The organism is Candidiatus Paracoxiella cheracis (assembly GCF_049348705.1).
Taxonomy (GTDB): domain Bacteria; phylum Pseudomonadota; class Gammaproteobacteria; order Coxiellales; family Coxiellaceae; genus Paracoxiella; species Paracoxiella cheracis.
In genome coordinates, this window is sequence record NZ_CP186485.1 from 325,917 (window position 1) to 342,760 (window position 16,844).

At 40.5% G+C, this 16,844-nt stretch carries 14 protein-coding genes and 1 pseudogene; 9 read left to right on the forward strand and 6 right to left on the reverse strand.

Annotated elements, in window-relative coordinates; all coding sequences use genetic code 11:
* Positions 1 to 37 precede the first annotated feature (37 nt).
* The 3 genes from ACJMKR_RS01725 (at position 38) to ACJMKR_RS01735 (ending at position 3,883) form a co-directional block, all read left to right on the forward strand.
* Positions 38 to 784, forward strand: a complete 747-nt coding sequence (locus tag ACJMKR_RS01725) for an outer membrane beta-barrel protein (RefSeq protein WP_423063513.1) — start codon at positions 38 to 40, stop codon at positions 782 to 784.
* A gap of 179 nt (positions 785 to 963) precedes the next feature.
* Complete coding sequence (gene htpG / locus ACJMKR_RS01730; RefSeq protein ID WP_423063514.1) at positions 964 to 2,841, forward strand: molecular chaperone HtpG; 1,878 nt, start codon at positions 964 to 966, stop codon at positions 2,839 to 2,841.
* A gap of 307 nt (positions 2,842 to 3,148) precedes the next feature.
* Positions 3,149 to 3,883, forward strand: a complete 735-nt coding sequence (locus tag ACJMKR_RS01735; protein ID WP_423063515.1) for an outer membrane protein — start codon at positions 3,149 to 3,151, stop codon at positions 3,881 to 3,883.
* Positions 3,884 to 4,035: 152 nt separating this feature from the next.
* Here the strand turns inward: ACJMKR_RS01735 and folD are convergent, their stop codons facing one another.
* A complete protein-coding gene (gene folD / locus ACJMKR_RS01740) occupies positions 4,036 to 4,887 on the reverse strand; it encodes a bifunctional methylenetetrahydrofolate dehydrogenase/methenyltetrahydrofolate cyclohydrolase FolD (protein WP_423063516.1) in 852 nt (283 codons plus the stop codon).
* Positions 4,888 to 5,089: 202 nt separating this feature from the next.
* Positions 5,090 to 6,346 (reverse strand): LysM peptidoglycan-binding domain-containing protein, encoded by a 1,257-nt coding sequence (locus tag ACJMKR_RS01745; protein WP_423063517.1) that lies wholly within the window; start codon positions 6,344 to 6,346, stop codon positions 5,090 to 5,092.
* A 472-nt stretch (positions 6,347 to 6,818) separates the two neighbouring features.
* On the opposite strand from ACJMKR_RS01745, the gene ACJMKR_RS01750 reads away from it, so the two are divergent.
* Positions 6,819 to 7,796, forward strand: coding sequence for an IS5 family transposase (locus ACJMKR_RS01750; protein WP_423062509.1), 978 nt, complete (start codon positions 6,819 to 6,821; stop codon positions 7,794 to 7,796).
* A gap of 343 nt (positions 7,797 to 8,139) precedes the next feature.
* On the opposite strand, the gene ACJMKR_RS01755 is transcribed toward ACJMKR_RS01750, so the two are convergent.
* Positions 8,140 to 8,937 carry a DUF762 family protein gene (locus ACJMKR_RS01755; RefSeq protein ID WP_423063518.1) on the reverse strand — a complete coding sequence of 266 codons (798 nt, stop codon included), beginning with the start codon at positions 8,935 to 8,937 and terminating at the stop codon, positions 8,140 to 8,142.
* Between the two features lie 366 nt (positions 8,938 to 9,303).
* On the opposite strand from ACJMKR_RS01755, the gene ACJMKR_RS01760 reads away from it, so the two are divergent.
* Positions 9,304 to 9,729 carry a hypothetical protein gene (locus ACJMKR_RS01760; protein WP_423063519.1) on the forward strand — a complete coding sequence of 142 codons (426 nt, stop codon included), beginning with the start codon at positions 9,304 to 9,306 and terminating at the stop codon, positions 9,727 to 9,729.
* 74 nt (positions 9,730 to 9,803) lie between these two features.
* On the opposite strand, the gene ACJMKR_RS01765 is transcribed toward ACJMKR_RS01760, so the two are convergent.
* The gene (locus ACJMKR_RS01765) at positions 9,804 to 9,947 is read right to left on the reverse strand and encodes a hypothetical protein (RefSeq protein WP_423063520.1); all 144 of its coding nucleotides are present in this window, start codon (positions 9,945 to 9,947) and stop codon (positions 9,804 to 9,806) included.
* Between the two features lie 100 nt (positions 9,948 to 10,047).
* On the opposite strand from ACJMKR_RS01765, the gene ACJMKR_RS01770 reads away from it, so the two are divergent.
* A complete protein-coding gene (locus ACJMKR_RS01770; protein WP_423064271.1) occupies positions 10,048 to 10,929 on the forward strand; it encodes an IS5 family transposase in 882 nt (293 codons plus the stop codon).
* A 268-nt stretch (positions 10,930 to 11,197) separates the two neighbouring features.
* A complete protein-coding gene (locus tag ACJMKR_RS01775) occupies positions 11,198 to 12,430 on the forward strand; it encodes an IS256 family transposase (protein WP_423062605.1) in 1,233 nt (410 codons plus the stop codon).
* Positions 12,431 to 12,455: 25 nt separating this feature from the next.
* Here ACJMKR_RS01775 and ACJMKR_RS01780 read toward each other — a convergent pair whose 3' ends face one another.
* Both ACJMKR_RS01780 and tnpA read right to left on the reverse strand, forming a co-directional pair.
* Positions 12,456 to 12,674 carry a hypothetical protein gene (locus ACJMKR_RS01780; protein ID WP_423063521.1) on the reverse strand — a complete coding sequence of 73 codons (219 nt, stop codon included), beginning with the start codon at positions 12,672 to 12,674 and terminating at the stop codon, positions 12,456 to 12,458.
* 243 nt (positions 12,675 to 12,917) lie between these two features.
* Positions 12,918 to 13,352: an IS200/IS605 family transposase gene (gene tnpA, locus ACJMKR_RS01785; RefSeq protein ID WP_423063522.1), complete on the reverse strand. Its 435-nt coding sequence runs from the start codon at positions 13,350 to 13,352 to the stop codon at positions 12,918 to 12,920.
* A 376-nt stretch (positions 13,353 to 13,728) separates the two neighbouring features.
* Here tnpA and ACJMKR_RS01790 point away from each other — a divergent pair.
* Together ACJMKR_RS01790 and recD2 are read left to right on the forward strand one after the other, a co-directional pair.
* Positions 13,729 to 14,480 (forward strand): annotated as a pseudogene (locus ACJMKR_RS01790) (IS1 family transposase).
* A 111-nt stretch (positions 14,481 to 14,591) separates the two neighbouring features.
* On the forward strand, positions 14,592 to 16,769 hold the full coding sequence (gene recD2, locus ACJMKR_RS01795) for an SF1B family DNA helicase RecD2 (protein ID WP_423063523.1): 2,178 nt from the start codon (positions 14,592 to 14,594) through the stop codon (positions 16,767 to 16,769).
* The last annotated feature ends 75 nt before the right edge of the window (positions 16,770 to 16,844 follow it).

Below are 16,844 nucleotides of genomic sequence, written 5' to 3' on the forward strand. Positions count from 1 at the left end.
AATTCTGTTTTTATTTTGATTTAAAGAGGGGAATTAAATGTCGGTAAATAAATTATTGACTCTCACAGCAGTAGGTGTTGCATCTTTAGGTGTTGCAGCTGCTGCATTAGCGGGCGGACCGGAATATGCCCCAGCTCCTAGTTATGCAGGGATTTATCTTGAAGGTAACGTTGGTTACGCAGCGCGTAACTGGCTTAAAAGCGCACCAACTCCTTTTGGCATTTCGAACTTATCAAACGTAAGTGGAGGTGGTATAGCTAGCACTTCTAATCTTCGTGGCGGTTTCACGGGTGGTGTTGATGTTGGTTATCAATTTAATCAATACTTTGCTGTTGAAGCTGGCTGGATGTACTTGCCACGAGCTAAAGCTACTTTCAACACAAGTGATGCTACTTTCAATGCAGTTAATAGCCAAAGTGTAGCTACACCGTTTACAGCCTCTGTGAACTCTGGTCTTGCATATGGTGCCTTTAAAATGAGTGCTCCTGTTTACGAAAATACTTATATTTTCGGTAAATTAGGTGCTGGTTATGTTTATAACCGTGCTCAAGGTCTTCCAGCAGGTGTTACTTTTAGTAGCACTAATGGCTCAGCAGGCGTTACTTGCTCTAACTACTGGAATCCATTATGGGCGGCTGGTGTTCAGTACTACTTTAACCCAAGTTTATCGGTTAACTTTCAGTACATGAACATTGCTGGCTATAGCAAAGCATCCAGCAAAAACTTTGCAGCACCAAGCACTAACCTGTTTACAGTTGGTTTAGGTTACAAATTCTTAATGTAAGAATTGTTAATCTAAGGTCTAGCGGGAGGCTTTGCCTCCCGTTTTTTTTTGTAGCTTTAGCTCTTCCTGAAAAAAAACAATAACAAACAAATACCTGTCGCCCGTGTGCTAATGGCTTGAAATCTCAGGCAATCACCCATATTTACAAGGTTAAGAAAGACTGACTCTCGGAGCACACTATGCCTGAAGCACAATCTGAAACTTTATCATTCGAAGCTGAAGTGAAACAGCTCCTCCATTTAGTGACCCATTCACTTTATAGCAATAAGGAAATCTTCCTTCGCGAGTTGATTTCGAATGCCTCAGATGCGGCTGATAAATTGCGATATGAGGCCTTATCAGATTCTGCACTTTATGAAAATGATGGCGAACTTAAAATTTGGATTGATATTGATAAAGAACATAAAACGATTACGGTTTGTGATAATGGTATCGGTATGAATCGTGATGAAGTGATCGAAAATCTCGGGACTATCGCAAAGTCGGGAACGCGTGCTTTTTTGGATGCATTGAGTGCTGAAAATGCGAAAGATTCACAATTAATTGGTCAGTTCGGTGTTGGATTTTATTCAGCATTTATAATAGCAGACAAAGTTGTAGTGAGAACTCGTCGTGCAGGTATGAGTTCAGATCAAGGAGTGAGTTGGGAATCTAATGGCGAAGGTGAATATACCATCAAAAATATTGAAAAACCGATTCGCGGTACAGAAGTTGTTTTACATTTGAAAAAAGACGAAGAAGAATTTTTAGATCCCATTCGGCTGCGTACCGTCATCAGAAAATATTCAGATCATATTTTACTGCCGATTATGATGAAAAAAATGGGTGAAAAAGATGAAGGTGAGGAAACCGTAAACCGTGCCAATGCCTTATGGGCTATGTCGAAAAGTCAAATCACTGACGAAGATTATACAGAATTATATAAACATATTGCTCATGATTTCGAAGATCCGTTGGCATGGAGCCACAATAAAGTGGAGGGTAAATTAGAGTATATAAGTTTGTTATATTTGCCTGCGCGTGCACCCTTTGACTTATGGAATCGTGATCAACAACGCGGATTAAAACTTTATGTAAAACGAATTTTTATTATGGATGATGCTGAACACTTCATGCCGATGTATTTACGGTTTATAAAAGGCATCGTTGATTCCAATGATTTACCGTTGAATATTTCTCGCGAATTATTGCAATCGAATCATACCATCGAAAAAATTAAGGCTGGTTGTGTGAAGCGTGTGCTAAGTATGCTCGAAGACTTGGCAATGAAGGAGGTAGAGAAATACAAAATATTTTGGAAAGAGTTCGGACAAGTATTAAAAGAAGGTCCTGCGGAGGACTTTGCGAATAAAGATCGCATTGCGAGATTATTACGTTTTTCATCGACCCATACCGATAGTGACCTGCAAGAGGTTGCTTTTTTAGATTACGTGAGTCGCATGAAGGAGGACCAGGATAAGATTTATTATGTTATAGCCGATACCTTTGCTGCAGCGAAAAATAGTCCTTTATTAGAAGTATTTCGTAAAAAGGATATTGAAGTTCTCTTGTTGCATGACCGGGTGGATGAATGGTTAATGGCACACCTGACTGAGTTCGAGGGCAAATCGCTGCAATCAATTGCTAAAGGTGATTTGGATTTAGGTGAGCTTGATCAGGAAAGTAAGGCTGAAAAAGAAGCTGCTGAAAAGGACTTCAACGATGTCTTGAAACGGTTTAAAGAGGTGTTGGGAGACGGAGTCAAAGATGTTCGTTTAACCCACCGGCTCACAGATTCCCCTGCATGTGTTGTTTTTGATGAGCAGGATTTAAGTGGTCACATGCAAAGAATGCTCTCGGCTGCTGGTCAGTCATTCATTGAGTCCAAACCGATTCTCGAGTTGAACCCCAAACACCCGTTAATTGCACGAGTGAAAGATGAGGAAAATCCGGATCGGTTTGCTCGATGGGCCGATATTTTATTAAACCAGTCGTTATTGGCTGAAGGTGAGCAACTCAAAGATCCTGCAGCATTTATAAAAGGACTGAATGCGTTATTGTTGGAAATAAACCAATAAATCTTTAAATTGCGCATAAATCAATCAAATATTGTTTTTAAATTAAACAATAAATTCTCTGTCGTATTATTCTGGTTCGATTACTATGCAAAGCGATTTGGTGTGTTTATTTCATCAGGCTGTGAAGTGTATTTTTCGTTTGGTACTAATCATTTTTTTATTTTACTTTCTGATTTTATTAACATAAATATTTGACATTTATAAACTGACTCAGTATGCTTGCATCTATAGCTTGTTAAAAAGCTAGGATAAGCATAAGCTTGCAGTGAGTAAGCTTAATTACGTTAAATAATATGGAGAGTTAGAAATGAAAACAATTGCTAAAGTGGCTGTAGGTTTAACTGCCGTTGCTATGGCTGCCAGCGCCATTGCTGGTGGACCAGAAATGGCACCTCCTACAATCAACGGATTTAATATCGGTTTAGGTTTTGGATACAATTCCTATACATACGAATCTAGAATTACAGAATTTAATACTAATAAAAAATTTAATACTAATAAAATATTTGATAATGGATTTCTACAGGCAAACAAGTTTGGCCCTGTTGGTGAAATTGGTTATACCTTCCAGGTTAATCAATGGGCTTTTGTCGGACTTAGAGCCTTTTGGGAGTACGATAACCAACGCTCTTTTGATGGAAGAGGTAATTATCAAGGGGAAGTCTTTCTTCAATCCCACCTAGCTGCGTTATTCGTTGTAGGTGCATTGATCAATGACACGAATGCCGCTTATATAGAATTAGGTTACTCCGCTTTGTGGGGTAAAAATATTCTTGAAGCGACGACTCATCCCGGGCAAGTCACACCTATTTCTTCGAAGTACACACTCAGTGGTGGTGTAATGGGTGTGGGCTGGAGACATTATTTCATGAATAATGTTTACCTCGATCTTGGCTATAATTTTATATTATATGCTAATGCGAAAAGTAGCAGCGCACTTACTCTACCTGCTGCTACTGATGGTGGTGCTACATTATCAAATATTAGAAAGCCACAGGTCAACGGTGTAACTGCAACTCTAAATTACTTGTTTAAAGTATAATAAATACTTTTACAGTCAATTTAGCAGTTACCTCCTGTTACGTAATGCTTTTTTGGGCTCTTAGCAATAAGAGCCCAAAAGAAGCTTTTTCTACTTATACAGCCGAATCCTGTTAAAAAGGCGCTCTAGTTAAAGGGTGCCTTTTTACTCTGCTAGTCCAAGCCTTCTGCAGCTTGTAACGTATTTTCTAATAGAGTGGCGACGGTCATTGGACCAACGCCGCCGGGAACCGGTGTAATCCACGAGGCGCGTTTTTTTGCAGTGTCATAATCAATATCGCCTACAATTTTACCGTTACTGAGTCGGCTAAAACCTACGTCTACAACTATTGCGCCGGGTTTAACCCATTCACCTTTCACGACACCAGGTTTGCCAATAGCAACGATTAATAAATCTGCATCCTCAACACGTTTTTGTAATTTTTGAGTGAAGCGATGACAGATGGTCACCGTACATTTTGTCAGCAACAATTCTAATGCCATGGGTCTGCCCACTATGTTAGAGGCACCGACAATCACCGCGTATTTACCCGTTAAGTCTTCGCCTGTTTGCTTTAACAGCGTCATCACGCCGTGTGGTGTGCAGGGGCGTAAGGCAGGGCGGCGTTGCACTAACCGACCTAAGTTGTAAGGATGGAAACCATCGACATCTTTATTGGGTCGAATGCGTTCGAGCAGCGTTGCAGATTCAATAGGCTTGGGTAGTGGTAACTGCAGCAGTATGCCGTGTGTATTAGGGTCGTTATTACATTCATCGATGAGATCTTCCAACATTTGTTGAGAGGCCTCATTGGATAATCGATAGACTTTGGAGCGAATACCAACTTCCTGACAAGCGCGCTCCTTATGGCTCACATAAGTTGCTGATGCCGGATCATCGCCGACCAATATGACAGCTAAACCGGGAATGGATAAGCCTTGTTGCCGGCGTTGTTGGATGGCCTTAGCCACTTTATCTTTGACATTTTGACTGCATGCACGCCCATCCAGAATTTTCCCCAGCATAAACTCTCCCAATTAAAGTGTAACAATGTTGTTACATTTAAATCATAAATAGTTATATGAGGTTAACAAAACAAGACTATGATGTCTTCAAGAAGAAAAGCGTTTAAGGGGATAAATGACGAATTGGTGTCGGTTGATGTCATTTGTCTCCTAGGTGGGTCATCTCTGACAAGCTTTTGCTGGGGGGATGACCTGCTTTTTTTTAGGAAATATATAAACGCTGACCGATTCGAATTACATTGCTATCCAAATGATTCACACGGCGGATGTGAGAAACAGTCGTATGATAGCGATGTGCAAGCAAACCTAAAGACTCACCTTGTCTGACACGATGATAAAAACCACCACTTGAGTCATGCGGATGATGGTAGGTTTTATGCCAAATAACTAATTGCTGGCCGACGTGAAGTTTCATGTGTCTATTAAATTTATTCCAGAAATAAATCTGTGTTGGTTTGACATGATAAAGATGCGCAATGGATGAAATCGTTTCGCCCTGTTTAACGGTGTGGAGTTCGCGCTTAGGTCCTGGAATACCATCTTCTGAAATTTTACGACTATGAACGCGTTGGGTTGGCATCGGATCCGCTTCAGCAACAGGGATCAGTAAGTCTTCCCCGATTTGAAGGACATTGGTGCGTAATTTATTAATTCGACGTAATGCACTAATACTCGTGTTGTAATGGCTTGCAATAACGCTGAGTGACTCGCCGGATTGAACGCGGTGATAAACCCATTGAGAATCATGAGCTGGTTGCTGTTTGACTGCGAGGGCCAGATTATTTTCAAAAACCTTTGCCTTATCAATCGGCACTAATATGTTATAAGGGCGATCGGGTGAGGTTGTCCATCGACGAAAGCCAGCATTTAATTTTCGAATAGTTTTAGTAGAGGTTTCCGCTAACTTGGCTAAGTGCGACATATTCATTTGAGTTTTAACATGGACAGTCGTGAAATACGGTTCGTTTTCAACAGGGATGAGACGAATGCCATAACTACTGTGGTTCTTGATAATATCAGCGAGTGCCAATAACTTTGGTACATATATTTTTGTTTCGTAAGGAAGCGGTAAAGACCAGAAATCTGTGGGTCGATGGTGACGACGATTATAACGAATGGCATTTATCACGGTGCCTTCGCCTGAATCGTAAGCAGCAATAGCGAGTAACCAACTGTGAAAATAATCGTGAAGATAGTGAAGATAATTTAGTGCTGCATTGGTAGAGGCAACTAAATCGCGACGACCGTCATACCACCAATTAATTTTAAGTCCGAATCCTGAGGCAGTGCCTGGCATCAATTGCCAAAGACCGACGGCACCCCTGTTAGAATATTCGAATGGATTGTAATTACTTTCGATCATCGGCATTAATGCAATTTCTGCAGGCATGCCTCGCTTTTCTGTTTGCTGGAGCACGTAATAAATATAGGGTTGTGCGTTTCTGGTGAGTTCGTACATGTAATACTGCTGTGTAAGGAACCAGCGAATTTGTTTTCTAACATAATAATTGTGAGTGTACTCATGATCGAGTTGAAACTTGCGGCTGATGACAGTCCAGAGATTTCGGTGACTGGAGAAAAGGTCACTGATATGCCACGTGCGTTGAGTCGTCGATGGCGTTGCCACACTGCTGACCCCGATGAGGCAGACCGTCGCTATTGCGAGGCCGATTGTAAGGATCTTTCTACGCATTCGACGGATCTTAAGGGTAAACGGCGCTAGAATCAAGACTAAACTGGTTAAAATATATACAGTAAATATATAAGTATCTGAAAAATTCTTGAAAATACCTTAGGGTTTTTGCAATTAAATCGCTAAATCTCATCTTTCCAAGGCTTTGTTGCCTAACTAAAACATGAACAATCTATGTAATTTTTGCTGTCTATATTATAATCAGCACCCCAGGGTTTTCAAGCAGAAGGCGGTTCATATGCCAAATAAATATCCAAACAAAAAAGGCTGGACGATTCCCAAGCAGAAATACAAGGTGAGCAATTGGCGTGAATATAATAATGCATTACGCAATCGTGCCAATATTGAAATCTGGATATCCGATGATATTATTCATTCGTGGTATGAAAAAGATCGTGTGTATGATGGCAAAGGCGCACCCCAAAAGTTCACGGATCTTGCGATCATTACGTGCCATGAAATTCGGCAAGTTTTTCGTTTAGCGTTGAGGCAATGTCAAGGGTTTATGAATTCAATTTTCAAGATGAAAGCCCTTAATATAAAATCACCGGATTACAGTTGCTTGTCAAAACGGTTAGCGCTTTTAACTATTCAGTCGCCTCGTTACAGGAAAACGGAATCGGCAGATAAAAGCGTTGTGGCTATCGCCCTTGACTCCACTGGGTTAAAACGGTTTGGCAGAGGTGAATGGCATCAGGAAACATATACATTATCAGCCAAACGGAGTTGGCGTAAATTGCATATAGCCGTTGATAATAAACATATTATTCATGGTAATGATTTAACGGATCGCTTTACGGCGGATTGCCAAAGCGTTGCAACGTTATCAAAGCAACTTACTTGCAAAGTGGGCCATGTCAGCGCCGATGGTGCCTACGATAAGAATCCTGTTTATGAAATATTATCAAATTACTTTAAAGGAGCCGCTATAATAATGCCGCCTGATAGTGATGCTGTTTATGATAAAAATAATCATACACAACGTAATGGTAATGTTAAGCAACTAAAAGCATTGGGCCGAATGGCTTGGCAACGAATAAGACAATACGGTTATCGGAATTATTCAGAGTTGGCGATTCAACGCTACAAAAGAATATTGGGTAGTACGTTACATGCTCGAGATTTTGTACGGCAAAAAATCGAATCAATGATCGGTTGTGGTGTGTTAAATAAAATGACACGGCTAGGAATGCCGGCGAGTTATCGTTGCGCCTAAATTTTGCGACACAGACAAAGCCGTGAGGTTAGGCAACAAAGCCTCATCGTAGTCCGATTAATTTTTTAGTCAATACCCTTGCAGCGCTAATTGCCTATTCTTGGCGACCAAACAAACCAGGAATAAAAACCAACAATATAAAGAATAATTTATACGCAGTTATCCAGAACTGAGGTTAAACTATGTAAAACTATTCCAAGCGTGTCGGCAGATGAATTGAATAAGGCGCACAGTAATCACCATACGCAATTAGTAGAGGAGTAATTAGAATCCGATTTATCGGACAGAAAATATGTCCGATAAATCTCAACTGTCAGATCAAGTCGAGAGTTTTACACCCAAATTACCTGCGACAACTCGCCGCATTTGAGGCCACATCATTAAAACCATTGTAGTCCTGTTCACACGAGCTTCTCTTTGTAAATAAAGCAACAAACGCCATGAACATTTCTTTTAACTTATGAATAAGTTTTACCATTACTGATCTGTTATCTCCAAAGCACTTAATACACTGGGGCTCTTTTCCGGGATATGCCGTTAAAGAAGCAGAATCCAAAATATGGTGGATTTTTTGATCGTTTGAAGAAATAATAGATACTACTTTCAGCTTGGCAATTGTTTCACCTTTACCATATTCATGAGTAGGATTTAAAACAATATCACTCTCCTCTGTGTACTGTACAGTAGTTTTGTCCTTAACGAAAAACGTGTATTTCGGATTTTCCGTGTGAATTGGGCTTTGTTCGCCTGAGTTCTTGACCTGACTCATTACAATTTGGCCGGCGGGTAAAAATCCATTTATGTTGGCAAACATCCTTATATATTTATAGATTCGGTGGTTCTCAAGGCCGTGTTTTTCTAATAATTGCTTGATGTATTGATCTGCATCGGAGAGCAATGGAATCCTCTCTCCGTCATCATCCCTCATGTAGGCATTGAGATCGGACTCATTTATCGCTGTTGTTAACGTGTTAGGCGATGTCCCGCTCATAACAAAAACTCGTGCCTCACACGCATTAGATGCATTTCGAACCCAATCTTTTAGGGTGATTTTACCGGAAGTGTCATCTTTTTTCTCTCTTTCTAAAAGCTCACTCTCACCACCATATTGTGGTTTTGGGACCGTAAAAAAAGCGCTCATAGCCAAATTAGCCTTAACTTAATTTTGTTAATTTACAGATTGTCATTATCTTATCAGACAACTATTAAATTTATCTTAAAATTTTGCCTTTATTTTTGACCAAAAATTACCAACTGATCATTTTTTATCTTTTTTACGATAAGGGGACATTATCGGAGATTATTCAAAAAATAAGCATAAGTTAATTTTTTTACAGAAAGATACCCTGTCGTTTGATGTTTTTTCAGAAAGGGTTAATGATTTTCTGTAAAGATACTAGTCTTTATAAAACTCTGAATGTTCCTGTCGCAAAAACTTTTTAAAGCAGAGCCTATGACATGCCGAGTAATAGCGTGCCTGAATTTTTAAAGACCCGGAGAAAAATAAATGGTTATCCTTTTGCCTAAATTGCTCAGTTCTTGGCGAAATGCGGGTTTAATTGACCAGAAAACCAGGTGTGTTGACTTCAAAAAACAGATTACGTTACTACTTAACACTGAGCATAATAGCTCTAAATACAAAGAATTTATTGAAATTGCAGCGCAACCGCTTAATAGTCAATCTGAGTGTATTGAGGAGGTTTGCGGCGACTCCAGTGCGAGCACTATAAATATCGTCACGCTACTCATCCTTTTAAAAACGACTGCGGAAAACCAAGAACAAGAAAAGGAGAAATTAAATGAAATTTTGTTGTCTACATTAAAAAAAGTTTCTAAATCTGAAGCATCTAAAGAAATAGATATTTTAATGAAAGAGACGGTCACTGGGTTCACACTCGCATTAGAAGGTGAAGGGGCTTTGTTGCCTAACTAAAACATGAACAATCTATGTAATTTTTGCTGTCTATATTATAATCAGCACCCCAGGATTTTCAAGCAGAAGGCGGTTCATATGCCAAATAAATATCCAAACAAAAAAGGCTGGACGATCGATGCGCGCCATGGAGAGCGAAGCGAAGGCGCGTATTCCGCGGTAGGCTCGGATTTTTTGCCGAGCGTAAGCGACTGCAAAAAATCTTTACGAGCCGTCAAGTCATTTGAGAGCCCGTGCGTAGTCGAGCCGTGAGGTCGCGGAGCGCGGGCGACGAGGACGTCCGCGGCTATTTAAGTTGTCGCGTATTGCGAGTCGATTATTGACAGGGATGGCAATAATCTATCACGAGCATCGCGACACGCTTGGTATGAAAAAGATCGTGTGTATGATGGCAAAGGCGCACCCCAAAAGTTCACGGATCTTGCGATCATTACGTGCCATGAAATTCGGCAAGTTTTTCGTTTAGCGTTGAGGCAATGTCAAGGGTTTATGAATTCAATTTTCAAGATGAAAGCCCTTAATATAAAATCACCGGATTACAGTTGCTTGTCAAAACGGTTAGCGCTTTTAACTATTCAGTCGCCTCGTTACAGGAAAACGGAATCGGCAGATAAAAGCGTTGTGGCTATCGCCCTTGACTCCACTGGGTTAAAACGGTTTGGCAGAGGTGAATGGCATCAGGAAACATATACATTATCAGCCAAACGGAGTTGGCGTAAATTGCATATAGCCGTTGATAATAAACATATTATTTATGGTAATGATTTAACGGATCGCTTTACGGCGGATTGCCAAAGCGTTGCAACGTTATCAAAGCAACTTACTTGCAAAGTGGGCCATGTCAGCGCCGATGGTGCCTACGATAAGAATCCTGTTTATGAAATATTATCAAATTACTTTAAAGGAGCCGCTATAATAATGCCGCCTGATAGTGATGCTGTTTATGATAAAAATAATCATACACAACGTAATGGTAATGTTAAGCAACTAAAAGCATTGGGCCGAATGGCTTGGCAACGAATAAGACAATACGGTTATCGGAATTATTCAGAGTTGGCGATTCAACGCTACAAAAGAATATTGGGTAGTACGTTACATGCTCGAGATTTTGTACGGCAAAAAATCGAATCAATGATCGGTTGTGGTGTGTTAAATAAAATGACACGGCTAGGAATGCCGGCGAGTTATCGTTGCGCCTAAATTTTGCGACACAGACAAAGCCGTGAGGTTAGGCAACAAAGCCCTGAGTCGTCGTCGCAAAGTACGAGGATTCACCTGATCGGTACAGGTGTCGAGATACTGCAACACCCATTCAACATCCGTTGGCAGTGCCCTCCCCGTTTTTGTCAGGAAGTCCTGAAGATCAGAATAGTACGCCAGACGCGTACTCTCACTCGGGTCTGTAAATAAGATTGTGTAAATGCGATAGTCAGGGAAAGGTCGTTAAAATTATACGGAGTCTTTGACTATGGCAATGAAAACCAATAAATTAGATCCACAGGTTGTGGAATATTTTCTCAAACATACCAAGACCGCATCTGATATTTTCGGTGATACTGGTTTGTTAAAGGAGTTAAAAAAGGCACTGACGGAGCGTATTCTGGAAGGGGAGCTGACGGACGCGCTGGGTTATGCAAAACACGAAGTGTCTGGCAACAATAGTGGTAATTCCCGCAATGGGCACAGCCAAAAAACGATCAAAACAACAGATGGCGAGATGACCATTGAGGTTCCTCGTGATCGTAACAATGAGTTTGTACCGCAATTGATTCCAAAACATCAAACCCGCTTTGATGATTTGGATGACAAAATTATGAGTCTTTATGCACGGGGTATGACTACCCGTGATATTCAAGATCAGTTGAAAGATTTGTATGGCACAACTATTTGTTCGAGTCTCATTTCTACAGTAACCAACGAAGTGATTGAAGAAGTGAAGGCTTGGCAAAGTCGTCCGTTGGACAAGGTGTATCCGATTGTGTATTTGGACGCTTTAGTGATTAAAGTGCAGCAAGATAAAAAGGTTATCAATAAGGCATTGTATTTGGCTTTAGGAATTAATATCGATGGGCAAAAAGAATTGCTAGGTATTTGGATTAGCCAAAATGAGGGCGCTAAATTCTGGTTGAATGTATTAACGGAGTTAAAAAATCGAGGCCTAGAAGATATCCTGATTTGTTGCGTTGACGGGCTAACGGGCTTTCCTGATGCGATTGGCGCTGTGTATCCTAACACTCAAGTACAGCTTTGCATTGTACACATGGTGCGGAATTCATTGCGCTATGTGGGTTGGAAAAAGAAAAAAGAAGTGGCCGCTGACTTAAAAGCTATTTATTCGGCCAGTACGGTTGAAGAAGCAGAATTGGCGCTGACGAGTTTCTCTGAGAAATGGGATGCTGAATTTCCCTCGATTGCCAAAAGTTGGTTGACTCATTGGGAGCGCATTGTGCCATTTTTTGCTTATCCGGCAGAAATTCGGAGGGTGATTTATACCACTAACGCTATTGAATCACTGAACATGAGTATCCGAAAAGTTATTAAAAATAAACGAGTTTTTCCGTCGGACGATGCCGCTTTAAAACAACTCTATTTAGGGTTAAAAAATATAGCCAAAAAATGGACCATGCCGATTCGAGACTGGGGTGCCGCCATGAATCGTTTTGCCCTTATGTTTGAAGATCGCCTGGCGGATTTTGTATAAAACTTAAAATTCATAAGAGAGGAAATTAATTTGAACGCAATGTAGTTTTTGATAAAATTAAAAAATCAGTTAACACAATGGCTGATTCATAATTCTGACTGACGCGATTTACACAAACTAATAAACAGTCCCTCTCACTCATCGAGGCTTGTTGATCGATGACATCCGGTTCGTAATACACGTCCTCCAAATCATCAGCAGCAGAATGACAAGCAATAACGTCCTTTTTGTTATTTATTTGCACAAACAGTTCCTTTTCGCTCAAACGGTTATTTTTTGTTCAAAAATAGCTCTTCTATTTCTTTCTTGTTTATTCTATCAACATTCTCCGATACTGTTCGATCGCTTTGTTGCCTAACTAAAATATGAACAATCTATGTAATTTTTGCTGTCTATATTAGAATCAACACCCCACGATTTTCAGGCAGAGGGCGCCTCATATGGCAAGTAAACAACCACGGGCTTACGCCCGTGGTATTATGTCGACCTAGAGGTCGAGTACAAGCTGCGCTTGCCCTGAATCCTCCCGTCTTTGATGCTGTATGTATTTCTGGATAATCTGTTCATTAATTCCAACCGTAGAAACAAAATATCCATCGGACCAAATTCCGTCCGTACCCCAGTAAACCTCTTTTAAAAACGGAAATTTTGCTTTGAGTCTTCGGCTCGTATTCGCTTTGATTATCCCTACCACCTTTCCTACGCTCATCTTCGGCGGAATACTCAACAATAAGTGTATATGATCCACATCCTGATTAATTTCGAGAACATCAATTTCTGGATAGTGATCAGTCAACTCCTTCAGATTTTCCACCATATACGCATATATTCCTTCGTTAAATATCTTACGTCGGTACTTCGTGGATAGTACAAGGTGATACTCACAGCAATAGACGCAATGGCTTTGTTTTCTTAACTTCACCCTGCCATTTTATGGCACGATTCAGGGTCTACTTCATCCCTGACCTTACGGTCAGGGTTTTAAGTGAGGTTTTATAAATATCCAAACAAAAAAGTTGGACGATTCCCAAGCAGAAATACAAGGTGAGCAATTGGCGTAAATATAACCTGAGTTCTGGATAAGAAAAGGAATAAGTGAATGAAATAATTGAAAAAAAGACCGGAACCGCTAAAATTTAGCTCCAAAATTACAGCTAAATAATTTAACAGGAGTTAATCATGTTGGCACCGGTCACGGAGATTTTTTGTGATATGGATGATTTTTGGGTAGTGCCTCATTTTTGTTGATGTGATATATTTTGGTATTTCAGAAAATCATTAGGATAAGGATTGAATGAATGGCAAGAATCAATGTTGCTTGCTCCTGCTGCTGTTTACATGAGGTTGTAAAATTTGGCGTCAGCAGTACAGGAAAGCAAAGGTTTCAATGTAAAAATAATGCTTGTGAGAAAAATACATTTCTTCTAGATTACACACATAATGCTCGTGCCCCTGGTGTTAAAGATAAAATAGTTGATATGGCAATGAATGGTAGTGGCGTCAGAGATACTGCAGGCGTTTTACGTATTAGCATTAACACTGTTATTGGTGAATTAAAAAAAAGGGTGAAGGTTTGGAGAGCGTCAATACACGACTTTTAAAGGAAAAAGAATCACTTGGTGCGTCTGTTACTGTTAATGTTGTACAAGTTGAAGAAGCGGAGCTGGATGAAATGTGGAGTTTTGTTCGAAATAAACAGAATCAACGTTGGCTTTGGCATGCGATTGATCACCATACACATGAGGTGTTAGCTTATCATTTTGGTCCAAGAAAAGATTCAGCATTTAAAGCACTGAAAGAAAAACTGAGCTCATTTGATATCAACTTTTACTATACAGATGATTGGGGTGCTTATGAAAGACACCTGCCTCAATCAAAACATTTGGTGGGAAAGCAAAATACCCAAGCGATTGAACGAAAGCATCTCACGTTGCGCACACGAATAAAGCGATTAGCGAGAAAGACGATTTGCTTTTCTAAACTGGATAAATTGCACGACATTGTCATCGGATTATTTATCAATAGGCACGAGTTTGGGAGGGTTATTTAGATGCCATCAACAAAAATGAGGCACCGCCTGCGAAAGTAGCAATCATTATTGCCAATTACTTTCACCCTATGTCATGACTGATTTTTTCTGGTCACGATGAGAGGACTGCTAATGCCAATCACTACGGAGCAACAGCTAGAACGCATACAAGGCTCAGTTGAACGTGTTACTTTTCACAGTGAAGAAACCGGGTTTTGTGTGTTACGAACGAAGGTTAAAGGACGCCGTGATCTTGTCACGATCATTGGAAATGCTGCTAGCATTACTGCGGGAGAGTTTATTGAGTGCCAAGGAAGCTGGGTCAATGACAAGAAACATGGACTTCAATTCAAAACCCAACAGTTAAGAACTGTCCCACCTACCACACTGGAAGGCATAGAAAAATACTTGGGATCAGGGATGGTGAAAGGCATCGGTCCACACTTCGCCAAAAAATTAGTAACAGCGTTTAAAGAGCAGGTTTTCGATGTAATTGAAAACGAGCCTGATCGATTGATGGAATTAGAGGGAATTGGTGCTAAACGAAAAGAGCAGGTAACTTCGGCATGGGCAGAGCAAAAAGTCATTCGTGATATTATGGTTTTTCTTCAGTCTCATGGCGTGGGTACAGCAAGGTCAGTTCGCATTTACAAAACCTATGGGGATGATGCCATAGAAAAAGTCAGAGAAAACCCGTACCGTTTAGCGCTTGATATTCGAGGGATTGGATTTAAAACAGCAGATAATCTGGCGTCTCAACTGGGCATTGCCAATGATTCATTGATTCGTGGACAAGCTGGTGTCCGTCATGTATTGCAAGAGCTTTGTGATAACGGACATTGTGCCGCCGAGCAGCAGCAATTGATTAAAGCAAGCGTGGAATTATTAGGTATTCCTGTTACCATTATTGAAGAGGCGATACAGCATGAGATTCAACAGGAAAACCTGGTGCCTGATGAAATCAATTCAGAGCGGTGTGTTTATCCGATATCGCTTTATACTGCTGAAACAAAGGTAGCAGAAAACCTCAAAAGATTAAACACATCGACACCACCTTGGGGTGACCTCAATATCGATAAGGCCATTCCCTGGGTTGAAAAGAAAACGGGGTTGCAATTTGCTGAGTCTCAACGCCACGCCATTGAAACCGTATTACGGTCTAAATTAGCTATTATTACCGGTGGGCCAGGTGTTGGGAAAACCACCATCGTCAATGGGTTCATTAAGATTATTCGTGCGAAGGGTATGAGCGTGGGTCTATGTGCGCCGACGGGAAGAGCTGCTAAGCGATTGACAGAAACCACTGGGTTGGCGGCTAAAACCATCCATCGTTTATTGGATTTTGAGCCAAAAACGTATAGCTTCAAGCACAACCAGGATAATCCTTTACCTGTTGATGTGTTGATTATCGATGAATCTTCGATGATTGACATTGTGCTATTCAATCATTTGCTCAAAGCGATACCTAATCATGCGGCACTTATTTTAGTAGGCGATATTGATCAGCTGCCCTCTGTAGGATCGGGCGCCGTATTATCTGATTTGATAAAGTCCAGTGTCATGACTACTGTCAGGCTCACAGAGATATTTCGTCAAGCAGCAGACTCAAAAATTATTGTGAATGCGCATCGAGTGAATCATGGAAAAATGCCTTTACCGAATGAATCTGAAAACAGTGATTTCTTTACTTTGTATGCAGAAACACAGGAAGAGATTCATGATACATTAATAGATGTGGTAGCACGACGATTACCTCAGCACTATCGATGTGATCCGATACGAGATATACAAGTGCTTGCTCCGATGAACCGAGGCGGTTTAGGAAGTCGTGGATTAAATGTGGATTTACAGCGGGCACTCAATAGCAATGCAGAGCCCAAAATTACGCGCTTTGGATCCAGCTATGCAACCGGGGATAAGGTCATTCAGATGACGAACAATTATGATAAAGAGGTGTTTAATGGCGATATTGGCTTTATTGAACGTATCGATTTAGAAGACAGCATGGTTAAAATTCGCTTTGATCAAACTGTAAAGGACTATAACATGAATGAACTTGATGAAATTAACTTAGCCTATGCCATCAGCATTCACAAAAGCCAGGGCTCAGAGTTTCCGATAATCGTTATCCCGTTAGCAACCCAACATTATACCTTGCTGGCTCGAAATTTATTGTATACAGCGATCACACGGGGAAAACAACTGGTGATATTAATCGGGCAAAAGAAAGCGATAGGGATGGCTGTCAGCAATAACAAAGAAGCGAATCGACTCACCAAATTAGCAGACCGATTAGGAGTCGATTATTGATAAGGATAGTAATAATTTATCATCAGCATCGTGACATGCTTTAGAAGCATCTATAACAGTACGAGGAAAATTACA